Below are 15,118 nucleotides of genomic sequence, written 5' to 3'. Positions count from 1 at the left end.
AAAGTCATGACGCAACGTTTTGCCGTGAAAGCATTAGTGTTAGCCGTGGGTTTGAGTGCAGCGATGAGCAGCCTCGCCGCCAAGCTTACCGTAGTAGAAGTGATTACCAGCCCGCCGCGCACCGCGCTGCTGCAAAAAATGCTCGATGAGTATAAAACCCAGCATCCCGGCACGGAGATTGAACTGATTTCACTGCCGTGGGGCCAGGCGTTTGAAAAGCTCGGCACCATGCTGCAGAGCGGTCAGGTGCCGGATGTGGTGGAAATGCCGGATACCTGGCAAGGATTGTATGCCAGTAACAATATGCTGGAAGACCTCGAGCCGCGCCTGAAAAGCTGGGATGCCACGCCACAGCTCACCGATAAAACGCTGGCCATGGCGCGCGCCGCCAACGGCAGAGCCACCATGGTGCCGTATGGCTTTTATCTGCGCGCGCTGTTCTGGAATAAAAAGCTGTTCCAGCAGGCAGGATTGAGTGCACCGCCCAAAACCATGGAGGAATTCGCCAGCGATGCCCAGCGCATCAGCAAATTGGGGAATGGCATCAGCGGCTACTGCATGCGCGGTGGCGTGGGCGGCACCAACGCCTGGATGATGTTTATGGCGGCGATGAACGGTTCGCCGGAGTTCTTCGATAAACAAGGTAACAGCACGCTGACCGAGCCGGGTGCGATGAAAGGCGCGCAGCTGCTGGTGGATATGTATCAAAAGGGCGGCGCCTCGAAAGACAGCGTTAACTGGGGCTTCAATGAGATCGTTTCGGGCTTCTATTCAGGTAAATGCGCAATGCTCGATCAGGATCCCGACGCGCTGATCGCCATTAAAAACAGCATGGCGGCCGATGATTTCGCTGTGGCTCCGATGCCGGTTGGCCCGTCAGGCAAAGCTTTCCCGACCATTGGCTATACCGGCTGGTCGATGTTCAAGCAGGGTAAACAGAAGGATCTCGCCTGGCCGCTGATTACCTTCCTCAGTGACAAAACCAACAACCTCGCATGGTCAAAATTCGTCGGCACGCTGCCGATTTACAAAGGTGCCGAGCAAGACCCGTTTTACCAAACGCCGCAGTTCGCCGGCTGGTTCAAAGAGCTGAACGATCCTAACTATGTGCCACTCACCATGCCAACCCATCTCAAAGGCTGGGGCTATTTCAACTCGGTGATTGTGAAAGAGAGCAGCCAGGAAACCTTGCTGGGTGAGAACGATACCGAAAGCATGGTGAAAGATTGGGCGAACTATCTCAGCAAAGAGCAGAAAGCCTGGCTTGCTACGCAGTAACCTTTAACCACGCGGAGTGTGATTATGATGCTTGATGCTTCTCTGCCCAACAGTCCGGCGCGCCGCCGCCTCCGCTGGAGTCGGCTGGCTGAGCCGTGGTGGTATCTCTCGCCTGGCCTGTTGCTGATCGCTTTGTTCATCTTTGTGCCGATGGCGATCGGCATCTCCTATGCGTTTCAGAGCATTAACCTGCTGAATCCGCTGGAGACCGGTTGGGTCGGCTTGGATAACTTCAGCGAGATGTTTGATGACCGGCGCTTTTTCAAAGCGCTGGGCCACACGCTAAACTGGACGCTCAGCTCGCTGCTGCTGCAGTTCTTCTTCGGGTTGGCACTGGCGCTGCTGCTCAATCGCGAGTTCCGTTTTCGCCGTTGGGTACAGGCGCTGGTGTTCTTGCCGTGGGCGGTCCCGGCATTTCTCTCTGGCTTGACCTGGTCATGGTTGTTCAATCCGGTCGTCGGGCCGCTGCCGCAGTGGCTGAGCGATTTGGGCGTGCTGAGTGAGCCGTACAACATTCTGTCCGATCCGCAGTTGGCTATGTGGGGACCGGTGATTGCCAACGTCTGGTTTGGCATTCCGTTCTTTGCCATCACGCTGCTGGCGGCGCTGCAGTCGATTCCCAAAGACCTGTACGAAGCGGCCTCGATTGACGGTGCCAGCGGCTGGCAGCAGTTTCGTCGCGTCACGCTGCCGTTTCTGGCACCGATGATCGCTATCACCGTGATGCTGCGCACCATCTGGATCGCCAATTTTGCCGATCTCATTGTGGTGATGACCGATGGCGGTCCGGCGGGATCGACCTCGATTCTCTCCAGCTACATCTTCACCACCGCCTATCGCAAGCTCGACTTTGGCTATGCCTCAGCGATGGCGGTGTTTCTGTTACTGCTGATGACCTGTTATGCGCTGGTGTTGCTGCGCATCCGTCATCAGCTGCTGAAATAGGAGGCGACGATGCGACTCTTACCGCTGATTGGCCATCGCCTGAGTATTGCGGCGTATCTGCTGTTCGCGCTGTTTCCGCTGTACTGGATCATCAAAATCTCGCTGACGCCGGACCAACTGTTGTTTAGTCAGGGCGTAACGTTATTGCCGAGCGGCGTGACCTTTGGTCATTTCAAAAAAGTGCTGACCGACAGTGATTTCCCGACCTTTTTTACCAACAGCCTGATGGTCTCGTTTAGCACCGCGTTTCTTACCACGTTGATTGCCGCTGCGCCCGGCTATGCCTTTTCGCGCTTTCAGTTTCGCGGCAAAGTGCTGATCGCCGGGCTGCTGCTGTTCACGCAGATGTTTCCGCTGGTGATGATCATCGCGCCGATTTACAAGGTGATGGCGCCGCTGGGCCTGACCAACAGCTTGCTGGGGCTGATTCTGATCTACACCGCGTTCAACGTGCCGTTTGCCACCTTTTTGATGCAATCCTTCTTTGATGCGATTCCCAAAGATCTGGAGGAGTCGGCGATGCTGGAAGGCTGCACGCGTTTTCAGGCGCTGTATCGCGTGCTGATGCCGCTGACCTTGCCGGGCATGGCGGCCACATTGGGTTTTGTGTTTACCGCAGCGTGGAGCGAGCTGCTGTTCTCGCTGATGCTGATCAACAAAAACGAAGTGATGACCTTCCCGGTTGGGCTGCTCAGCTTCGTGTCGAAGTTTGCCGTTTCCTGGGGCGAGATGATGGCGGCGGTGGTGCTGGCGCTGATCCCGGCCTGTCTGTTCTTCGCCTTTATTCAACGCTATTTGGTTCAGGGACTCACCGCCGGTGCGGTTAAGGGGTAAATCATGGCTGAAATCACGCTCAAACAGATCGACAAGCGCTATGGCAACGTTGAGGTGCTGCGCGATATTAACCTCACCATCAAAGACGGCGAATTCGTGGTACTGGTGGGACCTTCCGGCTGTGGCAAATCGACGCTGCTGCGCACCATCGCCGGACTGGAGCTGGCGACCGGCGGCGATATTCGTATCGGCAACCAGCTGATGAACGATGTGGCACCCAAAGATCGCGATATCTCGATGGTGTTTCAAAGCTACGCGCTCTATCCGCATCTAACGGTGGCGCGCAATATGGGCTTCAGCCTGGAAATCCAGAAGCGTCCGCGTGCGGAAATTGAAGAGAAGGTGAGGCGTGCGGCGGAAATTCTCAGCCTGACGCATTTGCTTGATCGCCGACCCAAAGAGTTATCCGGCGGTCAGCGCCAGCGTGTGGCCATGGGACGCGCCATCGTGCGTCAGCCGCAGGTGTTTCTGTTTGATGAACCGCTGTCGAACCTGGATGCACAGTTGCGCGGTCAGATGCGCGTCGAAATCAAAAAGCTGCATCAGCAGATGAACAACACCATTGTGTACGTGACGCACGATCAGGTTGAAGCCATGACGCTGGCGGATCGCATTGTGGTGCTGAACAACGGCGTGATTCAGCAGGTCGGTACGCCGCTCGAGCTGTATGACACACCGGCGAACAAGTTTGTCGCCAGCTTTATTGGCTCGCCATCAATGAACTTCATCAATGGCATGATGACCGCGCAGGGCGTGCATATTGGCGATAGCGCACAGCTGCCGTTGAATCAGCATTGGTCGCAGCATCAGGCTGGGCGAGCGGTAATTTACGGTATCCGACCAGAGAATGTGGCGATTGCCGAAGCGGGCGCGATGAATGCGCTGCCGTTAGAAGTGTCGCTGGTGGAGCCGACGGGATTATCCGAGCTGATTCATGGATCGCTGTTGGGGCATGACATCATGCTATTCACCACGCAACGTTCTGGCGCACAGGCGGGGGATATTCTGCCTGTGACCATTGATGCGGATCGCGCGATGCTGTTTGATGCGGATTCGCAAAAACGTTTATAACGCGTGTTACAGCTGCCTGTTTGCACAGGCAGCTCAGGGAATTACTTAGACTGCTGCTGTTTGCTGTCCGCTTCTTTCTGCTTTTTGTTCGCCATATGGTGACCAACCGCACAACCCGCTGCTGCACCCGCAACGCCGTGATGCGCCACGTGGCCCGCCACGCCGCCGACAACCGCTCCTTTGATGCAGCCCTTCGCTTCGACCTGAGAAGTGACCGACAGCAGCACGCCCGCAGTTAATACAATCAGAGAAAATTTACGCACTGGATTTATTCCTTATAAAGTTAATAGCGTGTAAATACACGCTTCCAGTGTAGTAAGTGGAATAAATCCTACCGTTATAAACTGTAAACAAAGATATTTTAGCGTAATACCCTAAAGCGGTTTAGTGAACGCTTTTTAATCGGCTTATTTAACATTATTAATCATTGATAAAAGTCACAGACGAATGGAATGCGCTGGCGAGTGTTTATCACGCCTGTAGAAGAGAGTGCAGCCTCCTTGCTGCCCGCATTATCGTTAACGTTTCAGTCTGGCCCAATCGACAAACTGGCCATCCTTCATCACCGCCGCTTTTTCCGGAAAATAGTGATAGAAAATAAGGGTTAATCCATCGCCTTGCATAACACGCGCAGAGTCGGTGGTGGCTATCTCCGCCATCATCTTGCCGTCGCAGGTGACTTCATGATTCTTCACATTAAAAGTGAATTTTCTGAACTGATAGATTTTCAATTTCGCTGCATCCTAACCGATAACAGTAAAGCAAAGTGAGGTGATAAAAGCAGGGTTTGCGGCTTTCATACTAATTATTTCCCGTGGTGATTTTTCGCCATGAAAACGTACGCGAGACCACTAAGACTTTTCTTATCTTTAATCAAGTTGGATGAGCTTGTTTTTATCGGGGAATGTCATCGCGCCGTGGCGATCATTTTTTATGCGGCAGGACTTGCTGATAGCGCTGCTGAATTAGATTGGATTTTACAAAACAATTGTTTTCTCTTAACCTGACTGACGCACGTTGATTTTCTCAAGATAACAACGCCATTGTTTAATAACTCTTAAGCTTGAGTAAATATGACTACACAGAGAATTAAATGACCAGCAGTTATGATGAACAGATGAAGGACCGAATGATTGGTGAGGCGCTGCTTGCTCTTTTAGAAGACCAGGTTGCAGTATCCTCTGCGGCGCTGATAGCCAAACTTGAAGAGATGGCGGAAACAGAAGAGGAAAGCTACAGGCGAGTTGCCTGCCAACGCGCACTGGCGGATGTCAGAAATCATAGCGTCAGGACCAGCACGCAACGCGACGGACAAGATTTCAGTAGTGAGAAGCATGCTAATATCCCGAATCAGAAAAAGCACTGATTACGACGCTAAACACTTTTCCGCAATCTTACTCATCGCGTTGACATAATCCTGCTTGAGCTGAACGGGCGCCGCTTCTTCATGCTGCTTCAATAGCGCAGTAATGTGGTCAAGTTGCAAAGGTTGATCGGATTTAAGCAGGCATGACACGGCGTGACCAATGACAGCATGAATGTCATCCATATTTTCCGCTTTCTCGTCTGACATCACCTTCTCCTTAATTCCTTTGCTAATTAACATTTTTCAGCTTGCTCCAAAGCATTCATAGGAATGTATTATTTCGCGCCCTTAGGGCAGGGCATTGATCAGTTTCTGGCGCAGCGTGGTTACACGTGCAGTGAGATCGGCCAGTTCTTCATAAGGCGTATCCATCACTGACACCATGTCAGCCGGAACGCCGGCCGCCGCGGTCTTTAATTCTTGTCCCTGCTCAGTGACGGAGATCAACACTCTGCGCTCATCGCCACCGACATCTCGTTTTCTACTGATAATGCCAGCCTGCTCCAGTCGCTTTAAAAGCTGGCTGAGCGTGCCAGAATCCAGCTGCACGCGCGCGCCCAATTCTGAAACGGTGACATGGTCTTTTTCCCACAGCGCCAGCAGCACCAGATACTGCGGATAGGTCAAACCCAGTGGTTTCAGTCGCGACTGATAAAGTTTAGTCATCGCAAGGGACGCGGAATAGAGCGCGAAGCAGAGAAACTGGTCGACAGTCACCGGCGCTTCACTCTCAGGACCTACACAGCAAACTTCATCGTTTAACTCTTTCATATCACCACTATTTTTAAGGCAGAGTTGCAGTCGTTGAGACTGAAAAACGTGAATATATTGACATAAATTAGATTGAAGTCAATCTAATTTGGATTGGCTATTTTTTGTTAATATCTATTGTAAATCATAGGATTAGCTATAATTTCATTAACAATCGATGGTAACGCAAGGTTTAAAACTTCTATGGATTTAGCAACGCCCGGCATTCTCATCCTCGCGGCAGGTAAAGGTTCGCGTTATATCGCCAGCGGCGGCAGCGGCAATAAGTTGCTGGCCAGCATGGGCGACGATGCGCCGGCGGTAATTGAAACGGTGATCGAACAGGCAAAGCTGAGTGGCTTGCCGGTGGCGCTGGTGACGCGTCCCGACTATCTGGCGGTGCGTCAGCATGCAGTAAAGGCAGGCGTGCAGCTTGTGCTGTGTGAAAGTGGCGGCAGCGGCGAATCCATTGCGGCGGGTGTGGCGATGACCGCTCACTTGAACGGATGGATCATTACGCTGGGAGATATGCCGTGGCTAACGGTGGATCATTATCGGCAAGTAAAAGAGGCGTTAGAAAAGGGCGCGGCGCAGGTGCGTCTTACCTATAAAGGCAAACCCGGCCATCCGGTCGGGTTTGCTGGATGCTACGCTGAGGCGTTACGCAATTTGCAGGGCGATGAAGGTGCCAGAGCGCTGCTGGAACCGCGCTTACTGGTCACCTTTGAAGCGGACGCTGCTGTACAGCGCGATCTCGATGTGGTGGCTAAACCACGTTGAGCCGAGCCGCCGCGACATCCGCGACAATTGATAGCGCTAGCGTGCGCGCATCGCGCGCCTGGGCAAAGATGCCTATCGGCGCTTTGATGCGCGCAATCTCTTTCTCACTAAACCCTAGCGACAGCAGTTTCTCAATGCGCGTTGCATGCGTGCGCCGACTTCCCAATGCTCCGATATAGAAGGGTGCAGAACGCAGCGCTGCCAGAAGCACTGGGAGTTCGCGATCGAGATCGTGATACAGCAAAATCACCGCCGTAAAGTGATCAACGGCCTGCGCCTGCACATCCTCGCCAGAAAGCACCTCGTAACCAGCGGCCTGCGCAATCGACGCCGTCGCCAACGCTTCGACTGAACGTCCATATACCGCCACGCGTGTTTTAGGCAGATAGCCGGTGACATAGGCATCCTCCTGCCAGCCGGTTATCTCAGTGCAAGCAGCGCTCGCCAGCCGCTGAAACGTCGGCAGATAGCGTAGCGCTGCGGGTTGACGCTTTGCCAGCAAATCCAGCACGCTTCTCAGCGGTTGCGCGTCACGTAGCTGATGGAAAGCCAGCGTGATGCCGCCGCCACAGGGCAGCACAATATCCAGATAAGGCGATCCTTCGCCATATCTCACAAAGCGATCTTTGCCAGTGGCGATAACTTGCAACGCTTCATAAGCCGCCGCCGCTTCCACGCAGCCGCCGGAAACATAGCCGCAATAGCGGCCATCTTCCCGCACCACCATCTGCGCACCCAATGCCCGCGCCGCGCCACCGCGAATCTCAACCAGCGTGACCAGCACGACAGCGGAATCTGCTTCCATTGCTTCAAGCGCGAAGCGCAGGATGCTTTCAATGTCATCGGTCTGCAAAGCCTGCTGCGGCTTGATCTGCGGTTGCAGATCGTCATCAATCAGTAGCTGCTGCAATGCGCTTCTCCTCAGCTTTAGACAAGGGCAGGCAAGCCTTTAAGTAACTTATCCAGCGTCACCGGATAGTCGCGTACGCGTACGCCGGTGGCGTTGTAAATGGCATTGACGATTGCCGCGCTGACGCCGCACAAACCCAGTTCACCCACGCCCTTTGCTTTCATCGGTGAGGAGATGGGATCGGTGTCATCAAGGAAGATCACCTCCTGCTGCGGTATATCGGCGTGAACCGGCACTTCGTAGCCCGCCATATCGTGGTTGACGAAATAACCGAGGCGTTCATCGACGAACAGCTCCTCCATCAACGCGCCGCCAAGTCCCATCGTCATGGCACCAATCACCTGACTGCGCGCCGTTTTGGGATTGAGAATGCGTCCGGCGGCACAAACCGCCAGCATGCGCCGCACGCGCACTTCACCGGTAGCGACGTCCACGCCGACTTCAATGAAGTGTCCGGCGAAAGTGGATTGCTGATATTGCTCGTCAAGATCGCCAAACTCGATGGTGTCTTCCACGGTGATGGTGGCTTCAGCTGCGGCCTGGGCGAGCGGCGCGCTCTGGTTTCCGTCATGCACCTGACCGTCGCTGAAGGTAGCGCGTTGCGCATCAAAGCCCAGTTTGCTGGCGACCGCTTCACGCAATTTCACGCAGGCGGCGTAAACACCGGAAGTTGAGGTGTTCGCGCCCCATTGTCCGCCGGAACCGGCAGAAACCGGGAAGTCTGAATCGCCTAAATGAACCGCCACACGCTCAATTGGCACGCCCATCATCTCCGCCGCCGTTTGCGCGAGGATGGTGTAGCTGCCGGTGCCGATGTCGGTCATGTCGGTTTCAACGGTGATGATGCCTTTATTGTCGAGATGCACACGCGCACCGGAAGGCGCCACCATGTTGTTACGAAAACCGGCCGCAACACCCATGCCGACCAGCCAACGTCCCTCTTTGACCATTGCCGGTTTGGCGTTGCGTCGTGACCAGCCAAAGCGCTCGGCGCCGGTATTCAGGCACTCAACCAGCTGGCGGCGTGAAAAAGGGCGCTCGGGTTTGGCCGGATCGACCTGCGTGTCATTGAGGATGCGGAAGGCGATCGGATCAATGCCCACTTTTTCCGCTATTTCATCAATGGCAATTTCAAGCGCCATGAGTCCAGGCGCTTCACCCGGTGCGCGCATGGCGTTACCTTCGGGCAGATCCAGCGTCGCCAGTCGTAATCCGGTAAAGCGGTTAGCACCGGCGTAAAGCAGTTCCGTTTGCTGCACGGCAGTTTCAGGTGTGCCTCCCGGCAGGTTCCCCGACCAGCTTTCATGCGCGATGGCCTGAATCTTGCCGGCTTTATCGGTGCCGATGCGGATGTGCTGAATGGTGGCCGGTCGATGTGTGGTGTTATTGGCGATTAATGGCCGAGGCAGCATCACTTTGACCGGACGCTTTACCGCGCGCGCACCCAACGCCGCTAATACCGCATCGCTGCGCAGGAACAGCTTGCCGCCAAAGCCGCCGCCAATATAAGGCGACACGATGCGGATCTTCTCCATCGGCATGTTGAGCGTGGCGGCCAGATCGGTGCGGCACCAGTCGATCATCTGATTCGAGGTCCAGACGGTGAGTTTATCGCCTTGCCATGTCGCCATCGAGGCGTGCGGTTCCATCGCGGTGTGGCTTTGGTCAGGCGTGGTGTAGTGCGCATCCAGCTTGACGTCAGCTGCAGTAAACGCACCGGCGAAATCACCCACGGACTTATCTGGCGTATCTTCGGGCGCGGAGGTAACGCCCGGCTTTTGCTGCGCGAGATCATAAGCGCCGCGCTCACGCTGATAATCCACCTTCACTAAACTGGCCGCAGCACGCGCCTGCTCAAACGTCTCCGCCACGACCAGTGCGACGGCCTGGTGATAGTGTTCGATGGTGTCGCCGGCCAACAGGCGAGCGGTATTTTTATCGCCTTTGCCCAGTTTTCCCGCGTTGTTAGCCGTTACCACCGCTAACACGCCCGGCGCATTTTGCGCTGCCTGCACATCAATGGCGGTGATTTTTCCTTTGGCGATCGGCGCGCCGACCACATAGCCGTACGCCGCATCGGGCGCTTCTTGATGCCATTCGTACGCGTAATGCGCCAGGCCGGAGGTTTTCAGCGGTCCGTCGATACGATTGAGTGGCTTACCAACTACCTTAAGCTGATCAATTGGGTTATTGCCTGCGGATTTTTCGAATTTCATCAGTTATCCCCTCGCTTCTGCCAATACGGAAGCGAGCGTTCGCTGCGCCAGAATGATCTTAAACTCGTTTTCAGCGGTAGGTTGCGCCGTGGCGAACAGCCGATCGCTCACTGCCTGCGCGCCCTGAATCAGCGCATTATCCGCCTCTTCCAACCGCCACGGCTGATGTGCCACGCCACCGAGCGCCAAGCGACCGGATTTATCCGGCTGAATGATGGCGGCAACAGAGACCAGCGCAAAAGCGTAGGACGCGCGGTCGCGCACCTTGCGGTAAATGTGCGTGCCGCCCAGCGGAGCCGGCAGTGAAACGGCCACAATCAGCTCGCCAGGAGTGAGCACGGTTTCCAGATGCGGCGTATTGCCAGGCGCACGATAGAATTCAGCAATCGGGATTTTGCGCTCTCGCCCATCCGGGCTGACCGTTTCGATAACCGCATCCAGCAAACGCATCGCCACCGCCATATCGCTCGGATGGGTGGCGATACAGGCCTGGCTAGTTCCGACCACCGCATGCTGGCGACTGAAGCCATCCAGCGCCGCGCAGCCGCTGCCGGGTAAGCGCTTGTTGCACGGTTGGTTGGTGTCATAGAAGTAGGGGCAACGCGTGCGCTGCAGCAGATTCCCTGCGGTGGTTGCCTGATTACGTAGCTGGCCGGAAGCGCCAGCCACTAACGCGCGCGACAGCACACCATAATCGCGGCGAATGCGCGCATCGGCCGCCAGATCGGTGTTACGCACCAACGCGCCGATGCGTAATCCGCCATCGGCTGTGGCCTCGATTTTGTCCAGCTCAAGCCCATTCACATCAATAAGATGCGCGGGCGTCTCAATCTCCAGCTTCATCAGATCGAGCAGATTGGTGCCGCCGGCGATGAATTTGGCATTGGTATGTTGCTGGGCGCTGGTAGCGGCTTCAGCCGGGGTTTTGACCCGCTGGTAAGTGAAGGCTTTCATGATTCCAGACCCTCCGCGTACTCTTCAATCGCCGCAAGAATGTTGGAATAGGCACCGCAGCGGCAGATATTGCCACTCATGCGCTCACGAATTTCATCCGCAGTCACGTTGGGCGCGGAAACCAGATCGTGGGTGACGTGGCTGGGAATGCCCGCTTTGATCTCTTCCAGCACAGCCATCGATGAACATATTTGCCCAGGCGTGCAGTAGCCGCACTGGTAACCATCATGTTTGATGAACGCCGCCTGCAAGGGATGCAGCTCATCCGGATTTCCTAAACCTTCAATGGTGGTGATTTCTGCATCCTGCTGCATCACCGCTAAGGTCAGGCACGCGTTGATGCGACGTCCGTTGACCATCACCGTACAGGCACCACATTGGCCGTGATCGCAGCCTTTTTTGGTGCCGGTCAAATGCAGGTGCTCACGCAATGCGTCCAGCAGCGTGGTGCGGGTATCAACGTTTAATTGCTGCTTTATACCGTTGACTTTGAAGCTGATCGGCACCATTGACGGCACAGGTGTTGTTAAGTGTTGGCTGCTCATGCCAAACCTCCAGTAAAAGGGTTAAATGTTGGGGTACAACTTATTTTTGTATGGTTTTAGAAGGGTAAGCATAGTCGGCATCTGCGAAAGCATTATCCGTAATCACGAAATGGGTTTATGAGCGGGAGTAATAAAAGCAGGTTAGGGCGCTGAATGGCCCGAGAAAACGGCGCTTTTTTGGGGCCGCAGCGGCTAACTATTTCGCCAGGTTTTTGATGTTTTCGTCAATGCGCGCCTGGAGAAAGCGTAGCGTTTCCGCAGTGATTTGCTCTGGGAACAAATCGGCCGCTTTGCGGGCAAAGCCAGATGCAACCGAACTGTAATTATCGATGATATCGCCTACCTGCGCTGGCGTGAGTTCAGTTTCCTGTTGCCCGAGCGCTAACAGGTGAGCGCGTTTAATCTCTACGCAACCCATAACAGCTTGACGATTTCTTTGGTTTTGCTGAGTGTTAAATCCAGCATATTGTGTCTTATCGTCCAAAAATGACTTTAACACCCAATATTATAGAGTTAATCAACGCTTTCGGCGAGTTGTTGTTCCAGAAGGCAATAAACGCTCTTACCTTTGCATTCAGCGCCGAACGCTCGTTGACGTACGCATAAATATTCATCGGTGAAGCCACTACGTCGCTTTACTCTCCTTGATATGAATAGAATAAGGGTATGAGTAGAAGTGATCGGGTTCAGGCAAATCTGAGATGTACGACATTATGCAATAACATATAATTTAACTTGGGCTCTGTTTTATTTTTATCCTCAAAATCAGTTATGCTGACCTGCATTGAAAATGAAAAAGGAATTATCCATTGCGTACCCGTGATTCTGCGCGTTTGCTTATTATGAACTCCCTTAATCAGGTCTTATTATTCAAGTTCAGGCATGAGAAGGATGCGCTGGCAGGTAAAGTATATTGGGCAACTCCCGGTGGAGGCGTGGAATCAGAAGAGACTTTTGAGCAGGCAGCCATTCGGGAACTTAGAGAAGAAACAGGCATTTATGTTAATGATGTAGGACAGGCGTTAACGGAGAGAACCTTTGAAATGACTCTGCCCAGCGGTGAGGTGGTTCTGGCACATGAGCGATTTTATTTTATTAAAATAGGCGATGAAGATATCAGTACCAGCGGATGGACTGAAAATGAAAAATCAGTCATCAATAGTTATCATTGGTGGGATCTTAATGAACTTCGAAATACTGACGACGTTGTTTATCCCTCAAATATTCCTGATATCTGCTCAATTGCCTCATCAATCTAAGTGCGCATAATCATGATTATGTTAAATCAAGCATCTCATCGCGCACTCATACCACGTCTAAACCCGATATCAACCGTCACCCTTTCAAGTGACGTTTTAGGTTAAACACCCGCGTTAAGGCGGCTGGTAATAATCTCAAGCCCAATCTGTTGGCCGTATGAAAGTTCAAGCGTGTTGCCGTCGGGATCGGCGAAGAATGCCCAATAACCGACGGGAGCGGCTGATTGTTGCGCTGGGCGGCGTAACACACCTTCGCATTCAGCCTGAGCAACCCTGGCATCAATCTCTTCTTTACTGTCACACGCAACGCCAATATGACCAAACGGACCCAGAGGCGTATCCACTGTGGTTTGAGATTGCACCAACACCAACGCAAATGGACGCGTTAAATCAGAAAGCCATGCGACTTTTTGCGCTTCTGCAATGCCTAGTGCCCGCTCATGGATCACCTGCATCCCTGCGTAACGTTGATAGAAATCGATGCTGCGTTCTATATCTCTCACTTGCAGCGCTATGTGGCTAAAACCAATATCGTGCTCTTTCATATTCCAATCCTGTAAAATAAGAAGAATTGGAATATGACATAAAATGTTGATGGCACTTGTTCACGAATGCCTAAAGATGAAGCTCATACACCACGCAAGGCACATCGTAGTGTTGCTCAATCGCTTTGTAGGTCATGCCAAGCCGCTGCATCACCTTTTGCGAAGCGGCATTCTCAGGATCGGCCACCGCGACCAAATATTTAACGCCAACCTTTTCTACCGCAAACTTAACTATCGCCTGCGCGGCTTCGGTGGCAAAACCTTTGCCGTGATAATTGGCATTGAGACGCCAGCCAATTTCCAATGGCGCACCATCCTGATTGGCTAAATGCTGCAGACAGCAAGCACCGACGATTTCGCCAGACTCTTTTTCCCGCATCGCCCACCAGGAAAAACCATATTGCTGCCAGCGCGATTGAACGCGTTCAATACTCGTCAGGGTCTCTTCTGGCGTTTTAACTACGCCATTGCTGATGTAACGCATAATTTCCGGATCGCTTTCCATCGCTCGCAGTCCGTCAAAATGCGCGAGCTCAAAGGGTTCCAGCCGCAGTCGGGTTGTTTCTAATTCCATCATTCCTCCACTTTATGAAGAGCCTACACCAGCGTCATCGCATACGGTGACGCTTCAGAAATATCCAGCTGCTGCTCCAGTTAACTATGTCGGCTATTTTCCTCAACAGCAAATGAAAGGCGCCAGGCTGATACACCACCCGCTACCTTTCCTGGCTGTGAATCGCTTTATGTTCTTATTTTCGTTGCACATTTTTTCCAGCGGCAGGCTCGATGCAAGGCTAACGCCCAGCGCGTCCATACGTTCACCCAGCGGTTATATCTCAACAACACTGACATGCCTTTAAATATGTAATCGTGAATTTGGGAAATTTCGTACAAACCTCCCTTCCCCAGTCCGATATTCATAGCACCGGGATCGCGCTTTAATGCCAGCATAATAAAGATGGGGATAACTATGTTGTCATTAACGCTGATAGACAATAACAAATGGATTACTGAAGGGATTTCGCGTTATTTTTCCGGGAAATTTATTCATGTAAAAAATATAGATAGTGACGATATTGACTCAGCGCTGAGTAAGATCGCAGGAACGGATTTGCTCATCAGTGAATTAACCGCTTATGGCCGCGATGTGCAATTCTTTACCGAATTGTTGCTAAAAGTCCAACGGACTTCGCCAGACACGCGGATTATCGTGCTAACCGATTTGCATGAGAAAGCGGTCATAAGCTATGTGGTCAGTTTGCTGCCAGGTGTTACTTTTCTTTCGAAAAAGTGCAGTCTGAAAGCGCTTTCTGATGCTGTATTAGGTTTACCGTTGGCTACAGAATTTGAGGCGGGTGTTCGCCGCACCAAGCAAACCCTTTCAGCGCGGGAGTTCGGCTTATTGCGCATGCTGGGGCAAACCAGCAATCTCACCGATATTGGATACAAACTGCATCTCAGTTGTAAAACCATCAGCCATCATCGGCAGAGTATTATTCGCAAGCTCAACTGCGCCAATAATAAAGAGTTATTCAGCCGGTTAAGCCGGATGGGATATCACAGCAAACCGGTTTGAACAAAGGGGCATGGCATCGAATATTGTGTGATTACGGTTGCATTTCCGTCAATGATTGCTGGTTAACTGCGCACGCCGAGGCGCAGAAT

Annotated in this window: 19 protein-coding genes; 8 read left to right on the top strand and 11 right to left on the bottom strand. The window is 53.1% G+C overall.

Features of this window, described 5'->3' with window-relative positions; all coding sequences use genetic code 11:
* The first annotated feature begins 6 nt into the window (after positions 1-6).
* The 4 genes from KVT28_RS10505 to KVT28_RS10490 are packed head-to-tail and all read left to right on the top strand — an operon-like array spanning position 7 to position 4,128.
* Positions 7-1,278: a sugar ABC transporter substrate-binding protein gene (locus KVT28_RS10505; protein WP_217548247.1), complete on the top strand. Its 1,272-nt coding sequence runs from the start codon at positions 7-9 to the stop codon at positions 1,276-1,278.
* A gap of 24 nt (positions 1,279-1,302) precedes the next feature.
* Positions 1,303-2,223, top strand: a complete 921-nt coding sequence (locus tag KVT28_RS10500) for a carbohydrate ABC transporter permease (RefSeq protein ID WP_217548245.1) — start codon at positions 1,303-1,305, stop codon at positions 2,221-2,223.
* 9 nt (positions 2,224-2,232) lie between these two features.
* On the top strand, positions 2,233-3,057 hold the full coding sequence (locus tag KVT28_RS10495) for a carbohydrate ABC transporter permease (protein ID WP_217548242.1): 825 nt from the start codon (positions 2,233-2,235) through the stop codon (positions 3,055-3,057).
* 3 nt (positions 3,058-3,060) lie between these two features.
* Complete coding sequence (locus tag KVT28_RS10490; protein WP_217548240.1) at positions 3,061-4,128, top strand: ABC transporter ATP-binding protein; 1,068 nt, start codon at positions 3,061-3,063, stop codon at positions 4,126-4,128.
* A 41-nt stretch (positions 4,129-4,169) separates the two neighbouring features.
* Here the strand turns inward: KVT28_RS10490 and KVT28_RS10485 are convergent, their stop codons facing one another.
* Positions 4,170-4,391 carry a hypothetical protein gene (locus KVT28_RS10485; RefSeq protein ID WP_101761506.1) on the bottom strand — a complete coding sequence of 74 codons (222 nt, stop codon included), beginning with the start codon at positions 4,389-4,391 and terminating at the stop codon, positions 4,170-4,172.
* A gap of 255 nt (positions 4,392-4,646) precedes the next feature.
* Positions 4,647-4,859, bottom strand: a complete 213-nt coding sequence (locus KVT28_RS10480) for a hypothetical protein (protein ID WP_217548238.1) — start codon at positions 4,857-4,859, stop codon at positions 4,647-4,649.
* Between the two features lie 362 nt (positions 4,860-5,221).
* On the opposite strand from KVT28_RS10480, the gene KVT28_RS10475 reads away from it, so the two are divergent.
* Positions 5,222-5,494: a hypothetical protein gene (locus KVT28_RS10475; protein ID WP_110866893.1), complete on the top strand. Its 273-nt coding sequence runs from the start codon at positions 5,222-5,224 to the stop codon at positions 5,492-5,494.
* Here the strand turns inward: KVT28_RS10475 and KVT28_RS10470 are convergent, their stop codons facing one another.
* Positions 5,495-5,701 carry a hypothetical protein gene (locus KVT28_RS10470; RefSeq protein ID WP_192234868.1) on the bottom strand — a complete coding sequence of 69 codons (207 nt, stop codon included), beginning with the start codon at positions 5,699-5,701 and terminating at the stop codon, positions 5,495-5,497.
* Between the two features lie 81 nt (positions 5,702-5,782).
* Positions 5,783-6,265 (bottom strand): MarR family winged helix-turn-helix transcriptional regulator, encoded by a 483-nt coding sequence (locus tag KVT28_RS10465; protein ID WP_217548235.1) that lies wholly within the window; start codon positions 6,263-6,265, stop codon positions 5,783-5,785.
* A 183-nt stretch (positions 6,266-6,448) separates the two neighbouring features.
* Here KVT28_RS10465 and KVT28_RS10460 point away from each other — a divergent pair, with 183 nt between their 5' ends.
* Positions 6,449-7,024 carry an NTP transferase domain-containing protein gene (locus KVT28_RS10460; protein ID WP_217548233.1) on the top strand — a complete coding sequence of 192 codons (576 nt, stop codon included), beginning with the start codon at positions 6,449-6,451 and terminating at the stop codon, positions 7,022-7,024.
* Here KVT28_RS10460 and KVT28_RS10455 read toward each other — a convergent pair.
* The 5 genes from KVT28_RS10455 to KVT28_RS10435 form a co-directional block, all read right to left on the bottom strand.
* Entirely contained in the window at positions 7,011-7,934 is a 924-nt protein-coding gene (locus KVT28_RS10455) for an XdhC family protein (RefSeq protein WP_217548231.1), read from the bottom strand. The genes KVT28_RS10460 and KVT28_RS10455 overlap by 14 nt on opposite strands.
* A gap of 17 nt (positions 7,935-7,951) precedes the next feature.
* Positions 7,952-10,150, bottom strand: a complete 2,199-nt coding sequence (paoC, locus tag KVT28_RS10450) for an aldehyde oxidoreductase molybdenum-binding subunit PaoC (protein ID WP_217548228.1) — start codon at positions 10,148-10,150, stop codon at positions 7,952-7,954.
* Positions 10,151-10,153: 3 nt separating this feature from the next.
* The gene (locus KVT28_RS10445; protein WP_217548226.1) at positions 10,154-11,104 is read right to left on the bottom strand and encodes a xanthine dehydrogenase family protein subunit M; all 951 of its coding nucleotides are present in this window, start codon (positions 11,102-11,104) and stop codon (positions 10,154-10,156) included.
* Complete coding sequence (gene paoA / locus KVT28_RS10440) at positions 11,101-11,649, bottom strand: aldehyde dehydrogenase iron-sulfur subunit PaoA (RefSeq protein WP_217548224.1); 549 nt, start codon at positions 11,647-11,649, stop codon at positions 11,101-11,103. The genes KVT28_RS10445 and paoA overlap by 4 nt, the downstream gene beginning before the upstream one ends.
* Before the next feature lie 196 nt (positions 11,650-11,845).
* Positions 11,846-12,067, bottom strand: a complete 222-nt coding sequence (locus tag KVT28_RS10435; RefSeq protein WP_217548222.1) for a hypothetical protein — start codon at positions 12,065-12,067, stop codon at positions 11,846-11,848.
* 391 nt (positions 12,068-12,458) lie between these two features.
* On the opposite strand from KVT28_RS10435, the gene KVT28_RS10430 reads away from it, so the two are divergent.
* On the top strand, positions 12,459-12,908 hold the full coding sequence (locus tag KVT28_RS10430) for an NUDIX hydrolase (protein WP_192234879.1): 450 nt from the start codon (positions 12,459-12,461) through the stop codon (positions 12,906-12,908).
* Between the two features lie 101 nt (positions 12,909-13,009).
* Here the strand turns inward: KVT28_RS10430 and KVT28_RS10425 are convergent, their stop codons facing one another.
* The gene (locus KVT28_RS10425; protein ID WP_217548220.1) at positions 13,010-13,453 is read right to left on the bottom strand and encodes a VOC family protein; all 444 of its coding nucleotides are present in this window, start codon (positions 13,451-13,453) and stop codon (positions 13,010-13,012) included.
* A gap of 70 nt (positions 13,454-13,523) precedes the next feature.
* Positions 13,524-14,030 (bottom strand): GNAT family N-acetyltransferase, encoded by a 507-nt coding sequence (locus KVT28_RS10420; protein WP_254633498.1) that lies wholly within the window; start codon positions 14,028-14,030, stop codon positions 13,524-13,526.
* Between the two features lie 393 nt (positions 14,031-14,423).
* Here KVT28_RS10420 and KVT28_RS10415 point away from each other — a divergent pair, with 393 nt between their 5' ends.
* The gene (locus KVT28_RS10415) at positions 14,424-15,029 is read left to right on the top strand and encodes a response regulator transcription factor (RefSeq protein ID WP_217548218.1); all 606 of its coding nucleotides are present in this window, start codon (positions 14,424-14,426) and stop codon (positions 15,027-15,029) included.
* Positions 15,030-15,118 lie beyond the last annotated feature (89 nt).

The sequence above is a fragment of the Pantoea sp. GbtcB22 genome (assembly GCF_019091025.1).
Classification (GTDB): domain Bacteria; phylum Pseudomonadota; class Gammaproteobacteria; order Enterobacterales; family Enterobacteriaceae; genus Pantoea; species Pantoea leporis.
The sequence above is the reverse complement of the archived record's forward strand: the minus strand, read 5'-3'. Positions and strand labels throughout refer to the sequence as shown.

Coding starts and splice junctions, on each gene's coding strand:
- KVT28_RS10505 (WP_217548247.1), top strand. CDS start 7: ATGACGCAACGTTTTGCCGTGAAAGCATTAGTGTTAGCCGTGGGTTTG.
- KVT28_RS10500 (WP_217548245.1), top strand. CDS start 1,303: ATGATGCTTGATGCTTCTCTGCCCAACAGTCCGGCGCGCCGCCGCCTC.
- KVT28_RS10495 (WP_217548242.1), top strand. CDS start 2,233: ATGCGACTCTTACCGCTGATTGGCCATCGCCTGAGTATTGCGGCGTAT.
- KVT28_RS10490 (WP_217548240.1), top strand. CDS start 3,061: ATGGCTGAAATCACGCTCAAACAGATCGACAAGCGCTATGGCAACGTT.
- KVT28_RS10475 (WP_110866893.1), top strand. CDS start 5,222: ATGACCAGCAGTTATGATGAACAGATGAAGGACCGAATGATTGGTGAG.
- KVT28_RS10470 (WP_192234868.1), bottom strand. CDS start 5,701: ATGTCAGACGAGAAAGCGGAAAATATGGATGACATTCATGCTGTCATT.
- KVT28_RS10465 (WP_217548235.1), bottom strand. CDS start 6,265: ATGAAAGAGTTAAACGATGAAGTTTGCTGTGTAGGTCCTGAGAGTGAA.
- KVT28_RS10460 (WP_217548233.1), top strand. CDS start 6,449: ATGGATTTAGCAACGCCCGGCATTCTCATCCTCGCGGCAGGTAAAGGT.
- paoC (WP_217548228.1), bottom strand. CDS start 10,150: ATGAAATTCGAAAAATCCGCAGGCAATAACCCAATTGATCAGCTTAAG.
- KVT28_RS10445 (WP_217548226.1), bottom strand. CDS start 11,104: ATGAAAGCCTTCACTTACCAGCGGGTCAAAACCCCGGCTGAAGCCGCT.
- paoA (WP_217548224.1), bottom strand. CDS start 11,649: ATGAGCAGCCAACACTTAACAACACCTGTGCCGTCAATGGTGCCGATC.
- KVT28_RS10435 (WP_217548222.1), bottom strand. CDS start 12,067: ATGGGTTGCGTAGAGATTAAACGCGCTCACCTGTTAGCGCTCGGGCAA.
- KVT28_RS10425 (WP_217548220.1), bottom strand. CDS start 13,453: ATGAAAGAGCACGATATTGGTTTTAGCCACATAGCGCTGCAAGTGAGA.
- KVT28_RS10420 (WP_254633498.1), bottom strand. CDS start 14,030: ATGATGGAATTAGAAACAACCCGACTGCGGCTGGAACCCTTTGAGCTC.
- KVT28_RS10415 (WP_217548218.1), top strand. CDS start 14,424: ATGTTGTCATTAACGCTGATAGACAATAACAAATGGATTACTGAAGGG.